4 protein-coding genes, 4 tRNA genes and 8 rRNA genes are annotated in these 20,564 nt (G+C 45.9%); 1 reads left to right on the top strand and 15 read right to left on the bottom strand.

All coding sequences use genetic code 11. The features are described from left to right. Positions 1–102 precede the first annotated feature (102 nt). The 12 genes from ACU5DF_RS19600 to ACU5DF_RS19545 form a co-directional block, all read right to left on the bottom strand. Positions 103–2,993, bottom strand: a 23S ribosomal RNA gene (locus ACU5DF_RS19600). A gap of 287 nt (positions 2,994–3,280) precedes the next feature. Continuing rightward, positions 3,281–3,356: transfer RNA gene (locus ACU5DF_RS19595), tRNA-Ala, on the bottom strand. A 39-nt stretch (positions 3,357–3,395) separates the two neighbouring features. Beyond that, positions 3,396–3,472 (bottom strand) — tRNA-Ile (locus ACU5DF_RS19590). A gap of 71 nt (positions 3,473–3,543) precedes the next feature. Continuing rightward, positions 3,544–5,086: ribosomal RNA gene (locus ACU5DF_RS19585) — 16S ribosomal RNA — on the bottom strand. A gap of 401 nt (positions 5,087–5,487) precedes the next feature. Then, positions 5,488–5,603 (bottom strand): 5S ribosomal RNA (rrf, locus tag ACU5DF_RS19580). Between the two features lie 136 nt (positions 5,604–5,739). Next, positions 5,740–8,630, bottom strand: a 23S ribosomal RNA gene (locus tag ACU5DF_RS19575). Between the two features lie 284 nt (positions 8,631–8,914). Further along, positions 8,915–8,990: transfer RNA gene (locus ACU5DF_RS19570), tRNA-Ala, on the bottom strand. 39 nt (positions 8,991–9,029) lie between these two features. After that, positions 9,030–9,106, bottom strand: a tRNA-Ile gene (locus ACU5DF_RS19565). 71 nt (positions 9,107–9,177) lie between these two features. Continuing rightward, a 16S ribosomal RNA gene (locus ACU5DF_RS19560) occupies positions 9,178–10,720 on the bottom strand. Positions 10,721–11,122: 402 nt separating this feature from the next. Continuing rightward, positions 11,123–11,238: ribosomal RNA gene (gene rrf, locus ACU5DF_RS19555) — 5S ribosomal RNA — on the bottom strand. 136 nt (positions 11,239–11,374) lie between these two features. Further along, a 23S ribosomal RNA gene (locus ACU5DF_RS19550) occupies positions 11,375–14,265 on the bottom strand. Between the two features lie 329 nt (positions 14,266–14,594). Continuing rightward, a 16S ribosomal RNA gene (locus ACU5DF_RS19545) occupies positions 14,595–16,137 on the bottom strand. Together the 16S, 23S and 5S rRNA genes with 4 tRNA genes alongside form the textbook arrangement of a ribosomal RNA operon. 570 nt (positions 16,138–16,707) lie before the next feature. Between ACU5DF_RS19545 and ACU5DF_RS19540 the strand changes: the two genes are divergently transcribed. Continuing rightward, positions 16,708–17,193, top strand: a complete 486-nt coding sequence (locus ACU5DF_RS19540) for an RNA recognition motif domain-containing protein (RefSeq protein WP_045103120.1) — start codon at positions 16,708–16,710, stop codon at positions 17,191–17,193. Here ACU5DF_RS19540 and murI read toward each other — a convergent pair. The 3 genes from murI to ACU5DF_RS19525 form a co-directional block, all read right to left on the bottom strand. After that, a complete protein-coding gene (gene murI, locus ACU5DF_RS19535; RefSeq protein WP_045103121.1) occupies positions 17,156–17,944 on the bottom strand; it encodes a glutamate racemase in 789 nt (262 codons plus the stop codon). The two genes, ACU5DF_RS19540 and murI, sit on opposite strands and share 38 nt — an antisense overlap. Positions 17,945–18,006: 62 nt before the next feature. Next, positions 18,007–18,678: a Dph6-related ATP pyrophosphatase gene (locus ACU5DF_RS19530; protein ID WP_446713923.1), complete on the bottom strand. Its 672-nt coding sequence runs from the start codon at positions 18,676–18,678 to the stop codon at positions 18,007–18,009. A gap of 46 nt (positions 18,679–18,724) precedes the next feature. Beyond that, a complete protein-coding gene (locus ACU5DF_RS19525; RefSeq protein WP_045103369.1) occupies positions 18,725–20,560 on the bottom strand; it encodes a TonB-dependent receptor domain-containing protein in 1,836 nt (611 codons plus the stop codon). Between the last annotated feature and the right edge of the window lie 4 nt (positions 20,561–20,564).

Below are 20,564 nucleotides of genomic sequence, written 5' to 3'. Positions count from 1 at the left end.
TAATAATCTGGAAAGCCGTTTCTCTATATAAAGAGTTGTTCTTAATCACATTCAATCTGTTTCTTGCAACTTTAAATCCGTTCAAAACCCCTTGGGTGTTGTATGGTTAAGCCTCACGGGCAATTAGTACAGGTTAGCTCAATGCCTCGCAGCACTTACACACCCTGCCTATCTACGTCGTAGTCTCCAACAACCCTTTAGGATACGTATAGTATCAGGGATGACTCATCTCAAGGCTCGCTTCACGCTTAGATGCTTTCAGCGTTTATCGATCCCGAACTTAGCTACCGGGCAATGCTACTGGCGTAACAACCCGAACACCAGAGGTTCGTCCACTCCGGTCCTCTCGTACTAGGAGCAGCCCCTTTCAATCATCCAACGCCCACGGCAGATAGGGACCGAACTGTCTCACGACGTTCTAAACCCAGCTCGCGTACCACTTTAAATGGCGAACAGCCATACCCTTGGGACCGACTTCAGCCCCAGGATGTGATGAGCCGACATCGAGGTGCCAAACACCGCCGTCGATATGAACTCTTGGGCGGTATCAGCCTGTTATCCCCGGAGTACCTTTTATCCGTTGAGCGATGGCCCTTCCATTCAGAACCACCGGATCACTATGACCTACTTTCGTACCTGCTCGAATTGTCATTCTCGCAGTCAAGCGGGCTTATGCCATTGCACTAACCACACGATGTCCAACCGTGTTTAGCCCACCTTCGTGCTCCTCCGTTACTCTTTGGGAGGAGACCGCCCCAGTCAAACTACCCACCAGGCACTGTCCGCAACCCCGATAAGGGGCCAACGTTAGAACATCAAGCATACAAGGGTGGTATTTCAAGATTGCCTCCACCAATACTAGCGTACTGGTTTCAAAGGCTCCCACCTATCCTACACATGTAGGGTCAATGTTCAGTGCCAAGCTGTAGTAAAGGTTCACGGGGTCTTTCCGTCTAGCCGCGGGTACACTGCATCTTCACAGCGATTTCAATTTCACTGAGTCTCGGGTGGAGACAGCGTGGCCATCATTACGCCATTCGTGCAGGTCGGAACTTACCCGACAAGGAATTTCGCTACCTTAGGACCGTTATAGTTACGGCCGCCGTTTACTTGGGCTTCGATCAAGAGCTTCGACCGAAGTCTAACCCCATCAATTAACCTTCAAGCACCGGGCAGGCGTCACACCGTATACGTCATCTTACGATTTAGCACAGTGCTATGTTTTTAATAAACAGTTGCAGCCACCTGGTATCTGCGACTCCCGGCAGCTTAGAGAGCAAGTCTCATCACCGCTAGGAGCGTACCTTCTCCCGAAGTTACGGTACCATTTTGCCTAGTTCCTTCACCCGAGTTCTCTCAAGCGCCTTAGTATTCTCTACTCGACCACCTGTGTCGGTTTGGGGTACGATTTCTTATAATCTGAAGCTTAGAGGCTTTTCCTGGAAGCATGGCATCAATGGCTTCACATCCGTAGATGCTCGACATCGTGTCTCAGCCTAACAAGAGTCCGGATTTACCTAAACTCTTAGCCTACGCACTTGAACTTGGACGACCGTCGCCAAGCCCACCTAGCCTTCTCCGTCCCCCCATCGCAATTATAAGAAGTACGGGAATATTAACCCGTTTCCCATCGACTACGCTTTTCAGCCTCGCCTTAGGGGTCGACTTACCCTGCCCCGATTAACGTTGGACAGGAACCCTTGGTCTTCCGGCGAGGGGGTTTTTCACCCCCTTTATCGTTACTCATGTCAGCATTCGCACTTCTGATACCTCCAGCATGCCTTACAGCACACCTTCGACGGCTTACAGAACGCTCCCCTACCCAGCACAATAAATTGCACTGCCGCAGCTTCGGTGTATAGCTTAGCCCCGTTACATCTTCCGCGCAGGCCGACTCGACCAGTGAGCTATTACGCTTTCTTTAAATGATGGCTGCTTCTAAGCCAACATCCTGGCTGTCTGAGCCTTCCCACATCGTTTCCCACTTAGCTATAACTTTGGGACCTTAGCTGGCGGTCTGGGTTGTTTCCCTCTCCACGACGGACGTTAGCACCCGCCGTGTGTCTCCCGGATAGTACTTACTGGTATTCGGAGTTTGCAAAGGGTTGGTAAGTCGGGATGACCCCCTAGCCTTAACAGTGCTCTACCCCCAGTAGTATTCGTCCGAGGCTCTACCTAAATAGATTTCGGGGAGAACCAGCTATCTCCAAGTTTGATTGGCCTTTCACCCCTAGCCACAAGTCATCCGCTAATTTTTCAACATTAGTCGGTTCGGTCCTCCAATTGATGTTACTCAATCTTCAACCTGCCCATGGCTAGATCACTTGGTTTCGGGTCTATATCCAGAGACTGAACGCCCAGTTAAGACTCGGTTTCCCTACGGCTCCCCTAAACGGTTAACCTTGCCACTGAATATAAGTCGCTGACCCATTATACAAAAGGTACGCAGTCACATAACAAGTATGCTCCTACTGCTTGTACGTACACGGTTTCAGGTTCTATTTCACTCCCCTCACAGGGGTTCTTTTCGCCTTTCCCTCACGGTACTGGTTCACTATCGGTCAGTCAGTAGTATTTAGCCTTGGAGGATGGTCCCCCCATATTCAGACAGGATATCACGTGTCCCGCCTTACTCGTTTTCACTGATTATGAGATGTCGGTTACAGGGCTATCACCTTGTATCGCGCCACTTTCCAGAGGCTTCACCTGTCTCATTAAAAGCTTAAGGGCTAACCCAATTTCGCTCGCCGCTACTTTCGGGATCTCGGTTGATTTCTCTTCCTCGGGGTACTTAGATGTTTCAGTTCTCCCGGTTTGCCTCGCTGCGCTATGTATTCACGCAGCGATACTAGCTTATGCTAGTGGGTTTCCCCATTCAGAAATCCCAGACTCAAAAGGTTTTTACTACCTAATCTGGGCTTATCGCAAGTTAATACGTCTTTCATCGCCTCTGACTGCCAAGGCATCCACCGTGTACGCTTAGTCACTTAACCATACAACCCCAAGAGGTTTCGTATGGCATAAACAACCAAGGTTGAACTCGTCATTGCGAGTTCTGGTTTTTCGCCGGATTCAAAATACAAGAACACTTGAATGTGTTTTTAATTTGTTCATCTAAAAGATAAACAAAAGATATTAAGAACTTTTAAATTTTGATTTGAATAACTCGTAAGTTATTTAAATCAGTCAGCTTTCCAAATTGTTAAAGAGCAATTGTTTTTCAACCTAATAAAAGGTTTCGAAACCATTTTTAAAGACTCTCAAAGAGAATACTTAAAAATGGTGGAGCTATGCGGGATCGAACCGCAGACCTCCTGCGTGCAAGGCAGGCGCTCTCCCAGCTGAGCTATAGCCCCAAAATATAATGTTATCACCAATACTTACTGGAAAAGTATTGGTGGGTCTGAGTGGATTTGAACCACCGACCTCACCCTTATCAGGGGTGCGCTCTAACCAACTGAGCTACAGACCCAACATTATGTCTCTTTTACTTTTTTAACCTAATCAATCTGTGTGAACACTCATAAATCGTAATCTATCGTTTAAGGAGGTGATCCAGCCCCAGGTTCCCCTAGGGCTACCTTGTTACGACTTCACCCCAGTCATGAACCACAAAGTGGTGAGCGTCCTCCCGAAGGTTAAACTACCCACTTCTTTTGCAGCCCACTCCCATGGTGTGACGGGCGGTGTGTACAAGGCCCGGGAACGTATTCACCGTGACATTCTGATTCACGATTACTAGCGATTCCGACTTCACGGAGTCGAGTTGCAGACTCCGATCCGGACTACGACGCACTTTTTGGGATTCGCTCACTATCGCTAGCTTGCAGCCCTCTGTATGCGCCATTGTAGCACGTGTGTAGCCCTACTCGTAAGGGCCATGATGACTTGACGTCGTCCCCACCTTCCTCCGGTTTATCACCGGCAGTCTCCCTGGAGTTCCCACCATTACGTGCTGGCAAACAAGGATAAGGGTTGCGCTCGTTGCGGGACTTAACCCAACATTTCACAACACGAGCTGACGACAGCCATGCAGCACCTGTCTCAGAGTTCCCGAAGGCACTAAGCTATCTCTAGCGAATTCTCTGGATGTCAAGAGTAGGTAAGGTTCTTCGCGTTGCATCGAATTAAACCACATGCTCCACCGCTTGTGCGGGCCCCCGTCAATTCATTTGAGTTTTAATCTTGCGACCGTACTCCCCAGGCGGTCTACTTAACGCGTTAGCTCCGAAAGCCACGGCTCAAGGCCACAACCTCCAAGTAGACATCGTTTACGGCGTGGACTACCAGGGTATCTAATCCTGTTTGCTCCCCACGCTTTCGCATCTGAGTGTCAGTGTCTGTCCAGGGGGCCGCCTTCGCCACTGGTATTCCTTCAGATCTCTACGCATTTCACCGCTACACCTGAAATTCTACCCCCCTCTACAGCACTCTAGTTTGCCAGTTTCAAATGCGGTTCCGAGGTTGAGCCCCGGGCTTTCACATCTGACTTAACAAACCACCTGCATGCGCTTTACGCCCAGTAATTCCGATTAACGCTCGCACCCTCCGTATTACCGCGGCTGCTGGCACGGAGTTAGCCGGTGCTTCTTCTGTCGCTAACGTCAAGATATGCAGCTATTAACTACACACCCTTCCTCACGACTGAAAGTACTTTACAACCCGAAGGCCTTCTTCATACACGCGGCATGGCTGCATCAGGCTTTCGCCCATTGTGCAATATTCCCCACTGCTGCCTCCCGTAGGAGTCTGGACCGTGTCTCAGTTCCAGTGTGGCTGATCATCCTCTCAGACCAGCTAGAGATCGTCGCCTTGGTGAGCTCTTACCTCACCAACAAGCTAATCTCACCTGGGCTAATCTTAGCGCGAGAGGTCCGAAGATCCCCCTCTTTGGTCCGAAGACATTATGCGGTATTAGCTATCGTTTCCAATAGTTATCCCCCACACTAAGGCATATTCCCAGGCATTACTCACCCGTCCGCCGCTCGTCAGCAAATTAGCAAGCTAATTTCTGTTACCGCTCGACTTGCATGTGTTAGGCCTGCCGCCAGCGTTCAATCTGAGCCATGATCAAACTCTTCAATTAAAGTTTTTTGGTTTGTTTCAGCAGAAACAAAACCGGCTCAATGATTAATACTGATTTCTTACATAAAAGTAATTTTGTGTAGTCACTCAGTTCATTGATTATTTTTGTTTGAATTCACTTCGAAAAGTAAAAGCAAACTAGTGATTATCAACTCACAAGTGCCCACACAGATTGATTTGGTTAAATTGTTAAAGAGCTTGTCTTTCAACCACTTAGCGTTACCGCTTCGTCGCTTCAGGCTGCGTATAATACGCTTTCTGATTTGAAAGTCAAGATAATATTTTCAACTTTTTCATTTATTTATGAAAGACTTAAAAACGTTATGTTGACTTGGCTCACAGTGACAATCTGGGAGCGAAATAAAAGCCCGTTCTATTGAACGGGCACTTATTCAAATTCAAGCCTGGCGATGTCCTACTCTCACATGGGGAAACCCCACACTACCATCGGCGCTATTACGTTTCACTTCTGAGTTCGGCATGGGATCAGGTGGGTCCATAACGCTATGGTCGCCAAGCAAATTCTTTCTATCTACCTCACTAAGAGATAAATAATAATCTGGAAAGCCGTTTCTCTATATAAAGAGTTGTTCTTAATCACATTCAATCTGTTTCTTGCAACTTTAAATCCGTTCAAAACCCCTTGGGTGTTGTATGGTTAAGCCTCACGGGCAATTAGTACAGGTTAGCTCAATGCCTCGCAGCACTTACACACCCTGCCTATCTACGTCGTAGTCTCCAACAACCCTTTAGGATACGTATAGTATCAGGGATGACTCATCTCAAGGCTCGCTTCACGCTTAGATGCTTTCAGCGTTTATCGATCCCGAACTTAGCTACCGGGCAATGCTACTGGCGTAACAACCCGAACACCAGAGGTTCGTCCACTCCGGTCCTCTCGTACTAGGAGCAGCCCCTTTCAATCATCCAACGCCCACGGCAGATAGGGACCGAACTGTCTCACGACGTTCTAAACCCAGCTCGCGTACCACTTTAAATGGCGAACAGCCATACCCTTGGGACCGACTTCAGCCCCAGGATGTGATGAGCCGACATCGAGGTGCCAAACACCGCCGTCGATATGAACTCTTGGGCGGTATCAGCCTGTTATCCCCGGAGTACCTTTTATCCGTTGAGCGATGGCCCTTCCATTCAGAACCACCGGATCACTATGACCTACTTTCGTACCTGCTCGAATTGTCATTCTCGCAGTCAAGCGGGCTTATGCCATTGCACTAACCACACGATGTCCAACCGTGTTTAGCCCACCTTCGTGCTCCTCCGTTACTCTTTGGGAGGAGACCGCCCCAGTCAAACTACCCACCAGGCACTGTCCGCAACCCCGATAAGGGGCCAACGTTAGAACATCAAGCATACAAGGGTGGTATTTCAAGATTGCCTCCACCAATACTAGCGTACTGGTTTCAAAGGCTCCCACCTATCCTACACATGTAGGGTCAATGTTCAGTGCCAAGCTGTAGTAAAGGTTCACGGGGTCTTTCCGTCTAGCCGCGGGTACACTGCATCTTCACAGCGATTTCAATTTCACTGAGTCTCGGGTGGAGACAGCGTGGCCATCATTACGCCATTCGTGCAGGTCGGAACTTACCCGACAAGGAATTTCGCTACCTTAGGACCGTTATAGTTACGGCCGCCGTTTACTTGGGCTTCGATCAAGAGCTTCGACCGAAGTCTAACCCCATCAATTAACCTTCAAGCACCGGGCAGGCGTCACACCGTATACGTCATCTTACGATTTAGCACAGTGCTATGTTTTTAATAAACAGTTGCAGCCACCTGGTATCTGCGACTCCCGGCAGCTTAGAGAGCAAGTCTCATCACCGCTAGGAGCGTACCTTCTCCCGAAGTTACGGTACCATTTTGCCTAGTTCCTTCACCCGAGTTCTCTCAAGCGCCTTAGTATTCTCTACTCGACCACCTGTGTCGGTTTGGGGTACGATTTCTTATAATCTGAAGCTTAGAGGCTTTTCCTGGAAGCATGGCATCAATGGCTTCACATCCGTAGATGCTCGACATCGTGTCTCAGCCTAACAAGAGTCCGGATTTACCTAAACTCTTAGCCTACGCACTTGAACTTGGACGACCGTCGCCAAGCCCACCTAGCCTTCTCCGTCCCCCCATCGCAATTATAAGAAGTACGGGAATATTAACCCGTTTCCCATCGACTACGCTTTTCAGCCTCGCCTTAGGGGTCGACTTACCCTGCCCCGATTAACGTTGGACAGGAACCCTTGGTCTTCCGGCGAGGGGGTTTTTCACCCCCTTTATCGTTACTCATGTCAGCATTCGCACTTCTGATACCTCCAGCATGCCTTACAGCACACCTTCGACGGCTTACAGAACGCTCCCCTACCCAGCACAATAAATTGCACTGCCGCAGCTTCGGTGTATAGCTTAGCCCCGTTACATCTTCCGCGCAGGCCGACTCGACCAGTGAGCTATTACGCTTTCTTTAAATGATGGCTGCTTCTAAGCCAACATCCTGGCTGTCTGAGCCTTCCCACATCGTTTCCCACTTAGCTATAACTTTGGGACCTTAGCTGGCGGTCTGGGTTGTTTCCCTCTCCACGACGGACGTTAGCACCCGCCGTGTGTCTCCCGGATAGTACTTACTGGTATTCGGAGTTTGCAAAGGGTTGGTAAGTCGGGATGACCCCCTAGCCTTAACAGTGCTCTACCCCCAGTAGTATTCGTCCGAGGCTCTACCTAAATAGATTTCGGGGAGAACCAGCTATCTCCAAGTTTGATTGGCCTTTCACCCCTAGCCACAAGTCATCCGCTAATTTTTCAACATTAGTCGGTTCGGTCCTCCAATTGATGTTACTCAATCTTCAACCTGCCCATGGCTAGATCACTTGGTTTCGGGTCTATATCCAGAGACTGAACGCCCAGTTAAGACTCGGTTTCCCTACGGCTCCCCTAAACGGTTAACCTTGCCACTGAATATAAGTCGCTGACCCATTATACAAAAGGTACGCAGTCACATAACAAGTATGCTCCTACTGCTTGTACGTACACGGTTTCAGGTTCTATTTCACTCCCCTCACAGGGGTTCTTTTCGCCTTTCCCTCACGGTACTGGTTCACTATCGGTCAGTCAGTAGTATTTAGCCTTGGAGGATGGTCCCCCCATATTCAGACAGGATATCACGTGTCCCGCCTTACTCGTTTTCACTGATGATGAGATGTCGGTTACAGGGCTATCACCTTGTATCGCGCCACTTTCCAGAGGCTTCACCTGTCTCATTAAAAGCTTAAGGGCTAACCCAATTTCGCTCGCCGCTACTTTCGGGATCTCGGTTGATTTCTCTTCCTCGGGGTACTTAGATGTTTCAGTTCTCCCGGTTTGCCTCGCTGCGCTATGTATTCACGCAGCGATACTAGCTTATGCTAGTGGGTTTCCCCATTCAGAAATCCCAGACTCAAAAGGTTTTTACTACCTAATCTGGGCTTATCGCAAGTTAATACGTCTTTCATCGCCTCTGACTGCCAAGGCATCCACCGTGTACGCTTAGTCACTTAACCATACAACCCCAAGAGGTTTCGTATGGCATAAACAACCAAGGTTGAACTCGTCATTGCGAGTTCTGGTTTTTCGCCGGATTCAAAATACAAGAACACTTGAATGTGTTTTTAATTTGTTTATCTAAGATAAACAAAAGATATTAAGAACTTTTAAATTTTGATTTGAATAACTCGTAAGTTATTTAAATCAGTCAGCTTTCCAAATTGTTAAAGAGCAATTGTTTTCAACCTAATAAAAGGTTTCGAAACCATTTTTAAAGACTCTCAAAGAGAATACTTAAAAATGGTGGAGCTATGCGGGATCGAACCGCAGACCTCCTGCGTGCAAGGCAGGCGCTCTCCCAGCTGAGCTATAGCCCCAAAATATAATGTTATCACCAATACTTACTGGAAAAGTATTGGTGGGTCTGAGTGGATTTGAACCACCGACCTCACCCTTATCAGGGGTGCGCTCTAACCAACTGAGCTACAGACCCAACATTATGTCTCTTTTACTTTTTTAACCTAATCAATCTGTGTGAACACTCATAAATCGTAATCTATCGTTTAAGGAGGTGATCCAGCCCCAGGTTCCCCTAGGGCTACCTTGTTACGACTTCACCCCAGTCATGAACCACAAAGTGGTGAGCGTCCTCCCGAAGGTTAAACTACCCACTTCTTTTGCAGCCCACTCCCATGGTGTGACGGGCGGTGTGTACAAGGCCCGGGAACGTATTCACCGTGACATTCTGATTCACGATTACTAGCGATTCCGACTTCACGGAGTCGAGTTGCAGACTCCGATCCGGACTACGACGCACTTTTTGGGATTCGCTCACTATCGCTAGCTTGCAGCCCTCTGTATGCGCCATTGTAGCACGTGTGTAGCCCTACTCGTAAGGGCCATGATGACTTGACGTCGTCCCCACCTTCCTCCGGTTTATCACCGGCAGTCTCCCTGGAGTTCCCACCATTACGTGCTGGCAAACAAGGATAAGGGTTGCGCTCGTTGCGGGACTTAACCCAACATTTCACAACACGAGCTGACGACAGCCATGCAGCACCTGTCTCAGAGTTCCCGAAGGCACTAAGCTATCTCTAGCGAATTCTCTGGATGTCAAGAGTAGGTAAGGTTCTTCGCGTTGCATCGAATTAAACCACATGCTCCACCGCTTGTGCGGGCCCCCGTCAATTCATTTGAGTTTTAATCTTGCGACCGTACTCCCCAGGCGGTCTACTTAACGCGTTAGCTCCGAAAGCCACGGCTCAAGGCCACAACCTCCAAGTAGACATCGTTTACGGCGTGGACTACCAGGGTATCTAATCCTGTTTGCTCCCCACGCTTTCGCATCTGAGTGTCAGTGTCTGTCCAGGGGGCCGCCTTCGCCACTGGTATTCCTTCAGATCTCTACGCATTTCACCGCTACACCTGAAATTCTACCCCCCTCTACAGCACTCTAGTTTGCCAGTTTCAAATGCGGTTCCGAGGTTGAGCCCCGGGCTTTCACATCTGACTTAACAAACCACCTGCATGCGCTTTACGCCCAGTAATTCCGATTAACGCTCGCACCCTCCGTATTACCGCGGCTGCTGGCACGGAGTTAGCCGGTGCTTCTTCTGTCGCTAACGTCAAGATATGCAGCTATTAACTACACACCCTTCCTCACGACTGAAAGTACTTTACAACCCGAAGGCCTTCTTCATACACGCGGCATGGCTGCATCAGGCTTTCGCCCATTGTGCAATATTCCCCACTGCTGCCTCCCGTAGGAGTCTGGACCGTGTCTCAGTTCCAGTGTGGCTGATCATCCTCTCAGACCAGCTAGAGATCGTCGCCTTGGTGAGCTCTTACCTCACCAACAAGCTAATCTCACCTGGGCTAATCTTAGCGCGAGAGGTCCGAAGATCCCCCTCTTTGGTCCGAAGACATTATGCGGTATTAGCTATCGTTTCCAATAGTTATCCCCCACACTAAGGCATATTCCCAGGCATTACTCACCCGTCCGCCGCTCGTCAGCAAATTAGCAAGCTAATTTCTGTTACCGCTCGACTTGCATGTGTTAGGCCTGCCGCCAGCGTTCAATCTGAGCCATGATCAAACTCTTCAATTAAAGTTTTTTTGGTTTGTTTCAGCAGAAACAAAACCGGCTCAATGATTAATACTGATTTCTTACATAAAAGTAATTTTGTGTAGTCACTCAGTTCATTGATTATTTTTGTTTGAATTCACTTCGAAAAGTAAAAGCAAACTAGTGATTATCAACTCACAAGTGCCCACACAGATTGATTTGGTTAAATTGTTAAAGAGCTTGTCTTTCAACCACTTAGCGTTACCGCTTCGTCGCTTCAGGCTGCGTATAATACGCTTTCTGATTTGAAAGTCAAGATAATATTTTCAACTTTTTCATTTATTTATGAAAGACTTAAAAACGTTATGTTGACTTGGCTCACAGTGACAATCTGGGAGCGAAATAAAAGCCCGTTCTATTGAACGGGCACTTATTCAAATTCAAGCCTGGCGATGTCCTACTCTCACATGGGGAAACCCCACACTACCATCGGCGCTATTACGTTTCACTTCTGAGTTCGGCATGGGATCAGGTGGGTCCATAACGCTATGGTCGCCAAGCAAATTCTTTCTATCTACCTCACTAAGAGATAAATAATAATCTGGAAAGCCGTTTCTCTATATAAAGAGTTGTTCTTAATCACATTCAATCTGTTTCTTGCAACTTTAAATCCGTTCAAAACCCCTTGGGTGTTGTATGGTTAAGCCTCACGGGCAATTAGTACAGGTTAGCTCAATGCCTCGCAGCACTTACACACCCTGCCTATCTACGTCGTAGTCTCCAACAACCCTTTAGGATACGTATAGTATCAGGGATGACTCATCTCAAGGCTCGCTTCACGCTTAGATGCTTTCAGCGTTTATCGATCCCGAACTTAGCTACCGGGCAATGCTACTGGCGTAACAACCCGAACACCAGAGGTTCGTCCACTCCGGTCCTCTCGTACTAGGAGCAGCCCCTTTCAATCATCCAACGCCCACGGCAGATAGGGACCGAACTGTCTCACGACGTTCTAAACCCAGCTCGCGTACCACTTTAAATGGCGAACAGCCATACCCTTGGGACCGACTTCAGCCCCAGGATGTGATGAGCCGACATCGAGGTGCCAAACACCGCCGTCGATATGAACTCTTGGGCGGTATCAGCCTGTTATCCCCGGAGTACCTTTTATCCGTTGAGCGATGGCCCTTCCATTCAGAACCACCGGATCACTATGACCTACTTTCGTACCTGCTCGAATTGTCATTCTCGCAGTCAAGCGGGCTTATGCCATTGCACTAACCACACGATGTCCAACCGTGTTTAGCCCACCTTCGTGCTCCTCCGTTACTCTTTGGGAGGAGACCGCCCCAGTCAAACTACCCACCAGGCACTGTCCGCAACCCCGATAAGGGGCCAACGTTAGAACATCAAGCATACAAGGGTGGTATTTCAAGATTGCCTCCACCAATACTAGCGTACTGGTTTCAAAGGCTCCCACCTATCCTACACATGTAGGGTCAATGTTCAGTGCCAAGCTGTAGTAAAGGTTCACGGGGTCTTTCCGTCTAGCCGCGGGTACACTGCATCTTCACAGCGATTTCAATTTCACTGAGTCTCGGGTGGAGACAGCGTGGCCATCATTACGCCATTCGTGCAGGTCGGAACTTACCCGACAAGGAATTTCGCTACCTTAGGACCGTTATAGTTACGGCCGCCGTTTACTTGGGCTTCGATCAAGAGCTTCGACCGAAGTCTAACCCCATCAATTAACCTTCAAGCACCGGGCAGGCGTCACACCGTATACGTCATCTTACGATTTAGCACAGTGCTATGTTTTTAATAAACAGTTGCAGCCACCTGGTATCTGCGACTCCCGGCAGCTTAGAGAGCAAGTCTCATCACCGCTAGGAGCGTACCTTCTCCCGAAGTTACGGTACCATTTTGCCTAGTTCCTTCACCCGAGTTCTCTCAAGCGCCTTAGTATTCTCTACTCGACCACCTGTGTCGGTTTGGGGTACGATTTCTTATAATCTGAAGCTTAGAGGCTTTTCCTGGAAGCATGGCATCAATGGCTTCACATCCGTAGATGCTCGACATCGTGTCTCAGCCTAACAAGAGTCCGGATTTACCTAAACTCTTAGCCTACGCACTTGAACTTGGACGACCGTCGCCAAGCCCACCTAGCCTTCTCCGTCCCCCCATCGCAATTATAAGAAGTACGGGAATATTAACCCGTTTCCCATCGACTACGCTTTTCAGCCTCGCCTTAGGGGTCGACTTACCCTGCCCCGATTAACGTTGGACAGGAACCCTTGGTCTTCCGGCGAGGGGGTTTTTCACCCCCTTTATCGTTACTCATGTCAGCATTCGCACTTCTGATACCTCCAGCATGCCTTACAGCACACCTTCGACGGCTTACAGAACGCTCCCCTACCCAGCACAATAAATTGCACTGCCGCAGCTTCGGTGTATAGCTTAGCCCCGTTACATCTTCCGCGCAGGCCGACTCGACCAGTGAGCTATTACGCTTTCTTTAAATGATGGCTGCTTCTAAGCCAACATCCTGGCTGTCTGAGCCTTCCCACATCGTTTCCCACTTAGCTATAACTTTGGGACCTTAGCTGGCGGTCTGGGTTGTTTCCCTCTCCACGACGGACGTTAGCACCCGCCGTGTGTCTCCCGGATAGTACTTACTGGTATTCGGAGTTTGCAAAGGGTTGGTAAGTCGGGATGACCCCCTAGCCTTAACAGTGCTCTACCCCCAGTAGTATTCGTCCGAGGCTCTACCTAAATAGATTTCGGGGAGAACCAGCTATCTCCAAGTTTGATTGGCCTTTCACCCCTAGCCACAAGTCATCCGCTAATTTTTCAACATTAGTCGGTTCGGTCCTCCAATTGATGTTACTCAATCTTCAACCTGCCCATGGCTAGATCACTTGGTTTCGGGTCTATATCCAGAGACTGAACGCCCAGTTAAGACTCGGTTTCCCTACGGCTCCCCTAAACGGTTAACCTTGCCACTGAATATAAGTCGCTGACCCATTATACAAAAGGTACGCAGTCACATAACAAGTATGCTCCTACTGCTTGTACGTACACGGTTTCAGGTTCTATTTCACTCCCCTCACAGGGGTTCTTTTCGCCTTTCCCTCACGGTACTGGTTCACTATCGGTCAGTCAGTAGTATTTAGCCTTGGAGGATGGTCCCCCCATATTCAGACAGGATATCACGTGTCCCGCCTTACTCGTTTTCACTGATTATGAGATGTCGGTTACAGGGCTATCACCTTGTATCGCGCCACTTTCCAGAGGCTTCACCTGTCTCATTAAAAGCTTAAGGGCTAACCCAATTTCGCTCGCCGCTACTTTCGGGATCTCGGTTGATTTCTCTTCCTCGGGGTACTTAGATGTTTCAGTTCTCCCGGTTTGCTTCGCTGCGCTATGTATTCACGCAGCGATACTAGCTTATGCTAGTGGGTTTCCCCATTCAGAAATCCCAGACTCAAAAGGTTTTTACTACCTAATCTGGGCTTATCGCAAGTTAATACGTCTTTCATCGCCTCTGACTGCCAAGGCATCCACCGTGTACGCTTAGTCACTTAACCATACAACCCCAAGAGGTTTCGTATGGCATAAACAACCAAGGTTGAACTCGTCATTGCGAGTTCTGGTTTTTCGCCGGATTCAAAATACAAGAACACTTGAATGTGTTTTTAATTTGTTTATCTAAGATAAACAAAAGATATTAAGAACTTTTAAATTTTGATTTGAATAACTCGTAAGTTATTTAAATCAGTCAGCTTTCCAAATTGTTAAAGAGCTTAAAGCAAAAAGCTTTAATCAATAATCGAAATCATTAATTAAAGCTCTGTCACTTCAACTTATTAAAACCTAATCAATCTGTGTGAACACTCATAAATCATAATCTATCGTTTAAGGAGGTGATCCAGCCCCAGGTTCCCCTAGGGCTACCTTGTTACGACTTCACCCCAGTCATGAACCACAAAGTGGTGAGCGTCCTCCCGAAGGTTAAACTACCCACTTCTTTTGCAGCCCACTCCCATGGTGTGACGGGCGGTGTGTACAAGGCCCGGGAACGTATTCACCGTGACATTCTGATTCACGATTACTAGCGATTCCGACTTCACGGAGTCGAGTTGCAGACTCCGATCCGGACTACGACGCACTTTTTGGGATTCGCTCACTATCGCTAGCTTGCAGCCCTCTGTATGCGCCATTGTAGCACGTGTGTAGCCCTACTCGTAAGGGCCATGATGACTTGACGTCGTCCCCACCTTCCTCCGGTTTATCACCGGCAGTCTCCCTGGAGTTCCCACCATTACGTGCTGGCAAACAAGGATAAGGGTTGCGCTCGTTGCGGGACTTAACCCAACATTTCACAACACGAGCTGACGACAGCCATGCAGCACCTGTCTCAGAGTTCCCGAAGGCACTAAGCTATCTCTAGCGAATTCTCTGGATGTCAAGAGTAGGTAAGGTTCTTCGCGTTGCATCGAATTAAACCACATGCTCCACCGCTTGTGCGGGCCCCCGTCAATTCATTTGAGTTTTAATCTTGCGACCGTACTCCCCAGGCGGTCTACTTAACGCGTTAGCTCCGAAAGCCACGGCTCAAGGCCACAACCTCCAAGTAGACATCGTTTACGGCGTGGACTACCAGGGTATCTAATCCTGTTTGCTCCCCACGCTTTCGCATCTGAGTGTCAGTGTCTGTCCAGGGGGCCGCCTTCGCCACTGGTATTCCTTCAGATCTCTACGCATTTCACCGCTACACCTGAAATTCTACCCCCCTCTACAGCACTCTAGTTTGCCAGTTTCAAATGCGGTTCCGAGGTTGAGCCCCGGGCTTTCACATCTGACTTAACAAACCACCTGCATGCGCTTTACGCCCAGTAATTCCGATTAACGCTCGCACCCTCCGTATTACCGCGGCTGCTGGCACGGAGTTAGCCGGTGCTTCTTCTGTCGCTAACGTCAAGATGTGCAGCTATTAACTACACACCCTTCCTCACGACTGAAAGTACTTTACAACCCGAAGGCCTTCTTCATACACGCGGCATGGCTGCATCAGGCTTTCGCCCATTGTGCAATATTCCCCACTGCTGCCTCCCGTAGGAGTCTGGACCGTGTCTCAGTTCCAGTGTGGCTGATCATCCTCTCAGACCAGCTAGAGATCGTCGCCTTGGTGAGCTCTTACCTCACCAACAAGCTAATCTCACCTGGGCTAATCTTAGCGCGAGAGGTCCGAAGATCCCCCTCTTTGGTCCGAAGACATTATGCGGTATTAGCTATCGTTTCCAATAGTTATCCCCCACACTAAGGCATATTCCCAGGCATTACTCACCCGTCCGCCGCTCGTCAGCGAATTAGCAAGCTAATTCCTGTTACCGCTCGACTTGCATGTGTTAGGCCTGCCGCCAGCGTTCAATCTGAGCCATGATCAAACTCTTCAATTAAAGTTTTTTGATACCTTTCAGCAGAAAGGATATCGACTCAATGATTAATACTGATTTCTTACATAAAAGTAATTTTGTGTAGTCACTCAGTTCATTGATTATTTTTGTTTGAATTCACTTCGAAAAGTAAAAGCAAACTAGTGATTATCAACTCACAAGTGCCCACACAGATTAATAGGTTTCAAATTGTTAAAGAGCTTATCTTTCAGCAACTTAACGTTTCCGCTTCGTTGCTTAGGCTGCGTATAATACAGAGCCAAAATTTTAAGTCAATACTTATTTAAAAATAATTTTAAACACTAAAAACTTAATGCCACTAGGTTCTTGCTTTCGCTTTCCCTTGGTAACGGATGCGCATTATAGGGAGCACTGATAGTTTCGCAAGTACTTTTTTAAAATTTCATTCTAAGTGATTATTTTCTACACAGATCACTTTTTTTCACACAAAAGCCCTACAAGAAATGAACATTGACTTAATTAGTTGGCAATTGATAAATAATATAAGTAGTATCAATGTGATTTTATTGTTAATTCATTACCTTTCATTTATTTTACTAGACCTTACTTATCATGAAATCTACTAATTCAAATATTATTATTATTGCTATTGCTGCACTCGGTGCAGGCGCCGTCTCTTTGTTCCCAACGGCATCTCCTGCTTTTACTTTCGCTCTTGGCGCAGTAATTACTGGTTTTACACTGCTAACCATTAATAAAGCACCAACTAACATAAGAAGTATTAAAGCTTCTGTTGATGAATCTCTATCTTCAGAGCAAGCAAGTACTACTCTTTATGTTGGTAACCTACCTTATCGAGCAAATGAATCAGATGTAAAAGATCTATTTGCTGAATTTGGGGACGTTTTTGCGGTTCGCCTAATGAAAGATAAGCGTACAGGTAAAAGAAGAGGCTTTGGTTTTGTGGTTGTTGCAAGTAAAGATGCGGATAGCGTTATCGAAAACTTAAACAATAACGAGTTTGATCAGCGTACTCTTAAAGTACGTATTGCGAATGATCCTAAAACTTCGGGTAACCCAAATATTGAAGAGGACTAAATCCTAGTTCTTGAAATGTTTTATTAAGTGCCTCTTCATTCTCTGTTGAGGCACTACAAAATACCTCCCCCTTTATAACTTCTCCTGCTTCCTCTTTATATTCTCCTAGTAACTGCTTTACTCTTCTTGCTATGGCTACACCTGAATCAATAAGCAAAACATTACCATTTAGTACTTTTTTAATTTCATTTTTCAAAAATGGAAAATGAGTACAACCAAGAACAATCGTATCAACCTTATTTTGCCAGGGAGATAGAATGCCCTTTAACTCTTCCAGGTCTACATCTACTCCAATCATTTTCTCTTCTGCCATTTCAACTAATCTTGTCGATCCTAGTAGCTGTACATCAGATATTGGAGCAAATGATTTGATTAATTCGTAAGTATAGCTCCGCTTAACCGTAGCAGGAGTAGCAAGCAAGCCTATTTTATTTGAAACAAGCGCAGCTGGCTTTATTGCAGGGACAACACCAACGACTGGTATGGTTAACTTATCTCTAAGTGCCGGTAGAACAATCGTACTTGCTGTATTACAGGCTATCACCACTATATCTATAGAAAACTTAGCACAAAGCTGAGAAATTATATGCGTCGTTCTTTCAATTAATACTGATTCTGTAAGTTCACCATATGGGAACGCTGCATTATCAAAGGCATAGATATATTTTTCTAAAGGTAATTGGTATTGAATCTCTCTATATACAGATAACCCACCGATACCTGAATCAAAAATCAAAATATGTTTTGGCATAACTGAAACCACAGACTCTTTATAGTCGATATGAAGATTGGAGCTTCATCATACCGCTTATGCTATTTTTGTAAAACAGAAGCCTGATAACGTAAATGAGTAAATCGTTCTTGCTCATCAATTGTTGTACTAAATAATTCTATCGAACCGTTAAAACAAGGGGCCTCTATTACTAGAGTATGAAACTCACCATTTTCCCCGCATGGGTCAACTTGTTTTGGCAGTTCAGAAAGCAGATTAATTGTGTACTCTTTACCACAGAAGTTATTATCTAATTGAGTTCCATCCGTTGTGACAAGAATGGTTCGAATTCCGCAACTAATAATTTCTTTTGCTAACTCATTACTTGATTGTCCTACCAATGGGAATACACACTCCCAACCCGCCTCTTCTATATAGCTTTTTCTATACTCGACAATACCATTGCAAAACATATCACCAAAAGCGACGGCATTAAATTCAATACCACATTCTTTTAAGCCTTCTACTACTAAGCGTTGATATTCATTATTAGCAGGGAACACAGTAGGCAATTCGATTGTGATTAATGGTAGATCAGTTAGATCAGCCTGCATTTGAACAACGGAAATAGGAGTGACTTGAAAAGGCACTTCATTTGCTACATGTGTGGTATATAAGCCGACAACGTCATACTCAGGATTATTAAGTAGGTGGATAAGAGTTAGTGTCGAGTCTTTACCTGATGACCAACTGATGATGACTTTCTTTTTCATATAGACCCCAGAAAAGAAAACCGCCTATTAAAGGCGGTTTTATAAGTTAAAAAATGTAAGAAGCACTTAAATAATAACTACGCTCTTGAGTCTTATAATATTTAGCAGTTTCATATTCTTCATCAAGTAAATTACTCACTTTTCCTGACACCGTTACATTTGATGTTACATAATAATTAGCTGATAAATTCCATAACATATAAGCGTCTAATTTATCATTATTACTATAATCAGAATATCGGTCACCTTGGTAAGTCATACCTAAAGAAGCATCCCACTCATCTTGTGTAAATGTTCCAATCCAAGACCCTGTCTCTTTTGCTCGACGAGCAAGTTGCTTCCCTTCTGAATCTTCAGGATCCATTAGTGCTAAACTAACATGATGATCTATAGCTCCAGTACTAAAGTCGCCTTCTAATTCGATACCTTTAATATCAGCATCAGTATTTATTGGAGCCCAACCTAAGTGCTCATAATAAATAATCATATCTTTAATATCAGAAGAAAATGCATTTAAGCGCCAGCTCACCAGTTCAAACTGACCTATCAAGCCAATCTCCGCTGAATTTGACTCTTCTGCATTAAGCTCTGAATTCCCGAAATTAGGATCATACAAATCATAAAATGAAGGGGCTTTAAAAGCCGTGCCATAACTTACATATGTTTTTAGGTTGCTATTAAGCGCGTAAGCCAACGCCATTGACCACGTAGTAAAATCACCAAAACCACTGTCTTTATCAAAACGAGCACTACTATCAAAAGTAAAATCATTAATCTCAGCGGTTGTCGTAACAAAAACTGCTTTATTCGTTCTATCTTTTTTTGTGTAATCTATTGTACCGCTTGATACGTCTTCGTTAGCAAAATCTAAACCTGCATTTACAATCCAGTTATTCGTATATTGATAACTATTTAACCAATTAATTGTAGTGCGATTTGTTTTATATATAGATTGGTACTCTGGCTCACTTTCAGGATACGAATTATTTTCTTGAAGAGATTTTGATACATTCAAACGACTAGATAGTTTATCGCCAGTATATTTAACACCACCATTAATTTGAAAGAATTCAGCATCTTGTTTGTTTAATGCTGTATTCCAACCACTATCACTACCATTAAAGTCATTCAGAGAATCTACATAATATAAATCTACATTAAGACTAACCTTAGAAGATAAATCATGCACTAAAGAAGCTACGAAATTTTTTGACTCATATCCATACTCGCCGCCAATATCTTTTGTTGTACCTTCCTTAATATTGTAACCATCACTTTCTTTATAGTTTACCGAGAAAGTACCATAAGTATTTTCATTCAATAGGCTTTTAGATTGCCAAGAAGTTTGATAGTAACCATCACTCCCAGCACTCATCTTTATTTGATGAATATTTTGTTTATGTGGTGTTCTAGTGATTAAATTAATAACACCACCAATAGAGTCAGCCCCATAAATCGCGGCTCTAGGTCCACGAATAACTTCTACTTGCTCAATAGTTTCAACTGGAATAATTGAAAAATCAAACCCTCCCGAAGATGCATTGTTAATTTTCATACCATTAAGAAGAACTAAAGTGTGCTTACTCTCAGAACCTCGTAAAAATATGGATGTTGTATTTGAAGGTCCTCCACTTTCACCAACTTGAACACCAGGAATATAACGTAGCACTTCCGTTAATGTTTTAGCTTGTAAACGTTCAATTTCTTCTTTTGTTACAACACTAATTGATGCTAATACCGAAGATTCTGACTGTTCAAATCGATTCGCAGTAACAACCATTGTCTCATCAGTTTCAATAGTTGTATTTTGAGCAAATACAGGGGAAGTATAGGCGTGAGAAAGCAGCGACACTATTGCAGTCGCAAGGGCAGTTTTTTTCATTTCC

The organism is Aliivibrio wodanis, from assembly GCF_052920805.1.
The sequence above is the reverse complement of the archived record's forward strand: the minus strand, read 5'-3'. Positions and strand labels throughout refer to the sequence as shown.

What these genes read in the sequence shown, in the direction of transcription:
- ACU5DF_RS19540 (WP_045103120.1), top strand. Translation starts at nt 16,708, where the DNA reads ATGAAATCTACTAATTCAAATATTATTATTATTGCTATTGCTGCACTC.
- murI (WP_045103121.1), bottom strand. Translation starts at nt 17,944, where the DNA reads ATGCCAAAACATATTTTGATTTTTGATTCAGGTATCGGTGGGTTATCT.
- ACU5DF_RS19530 (WP_446713923.1), bottom strand. Translation starts at nt 18,678, where the DNA reads ATGAAAAAGAAAGTCATCATCAGTTGGTCATCAGGTAAAGACTCGACA.
- ACU5DF_RS19525 (WP_045103369.1), bottom strand. Translation starts at nt 20,560, where the DNA reads ATGAAAAAAACTGCCCTTGCGACTGCAATAGTGTCGCTGCTTTCTCAC.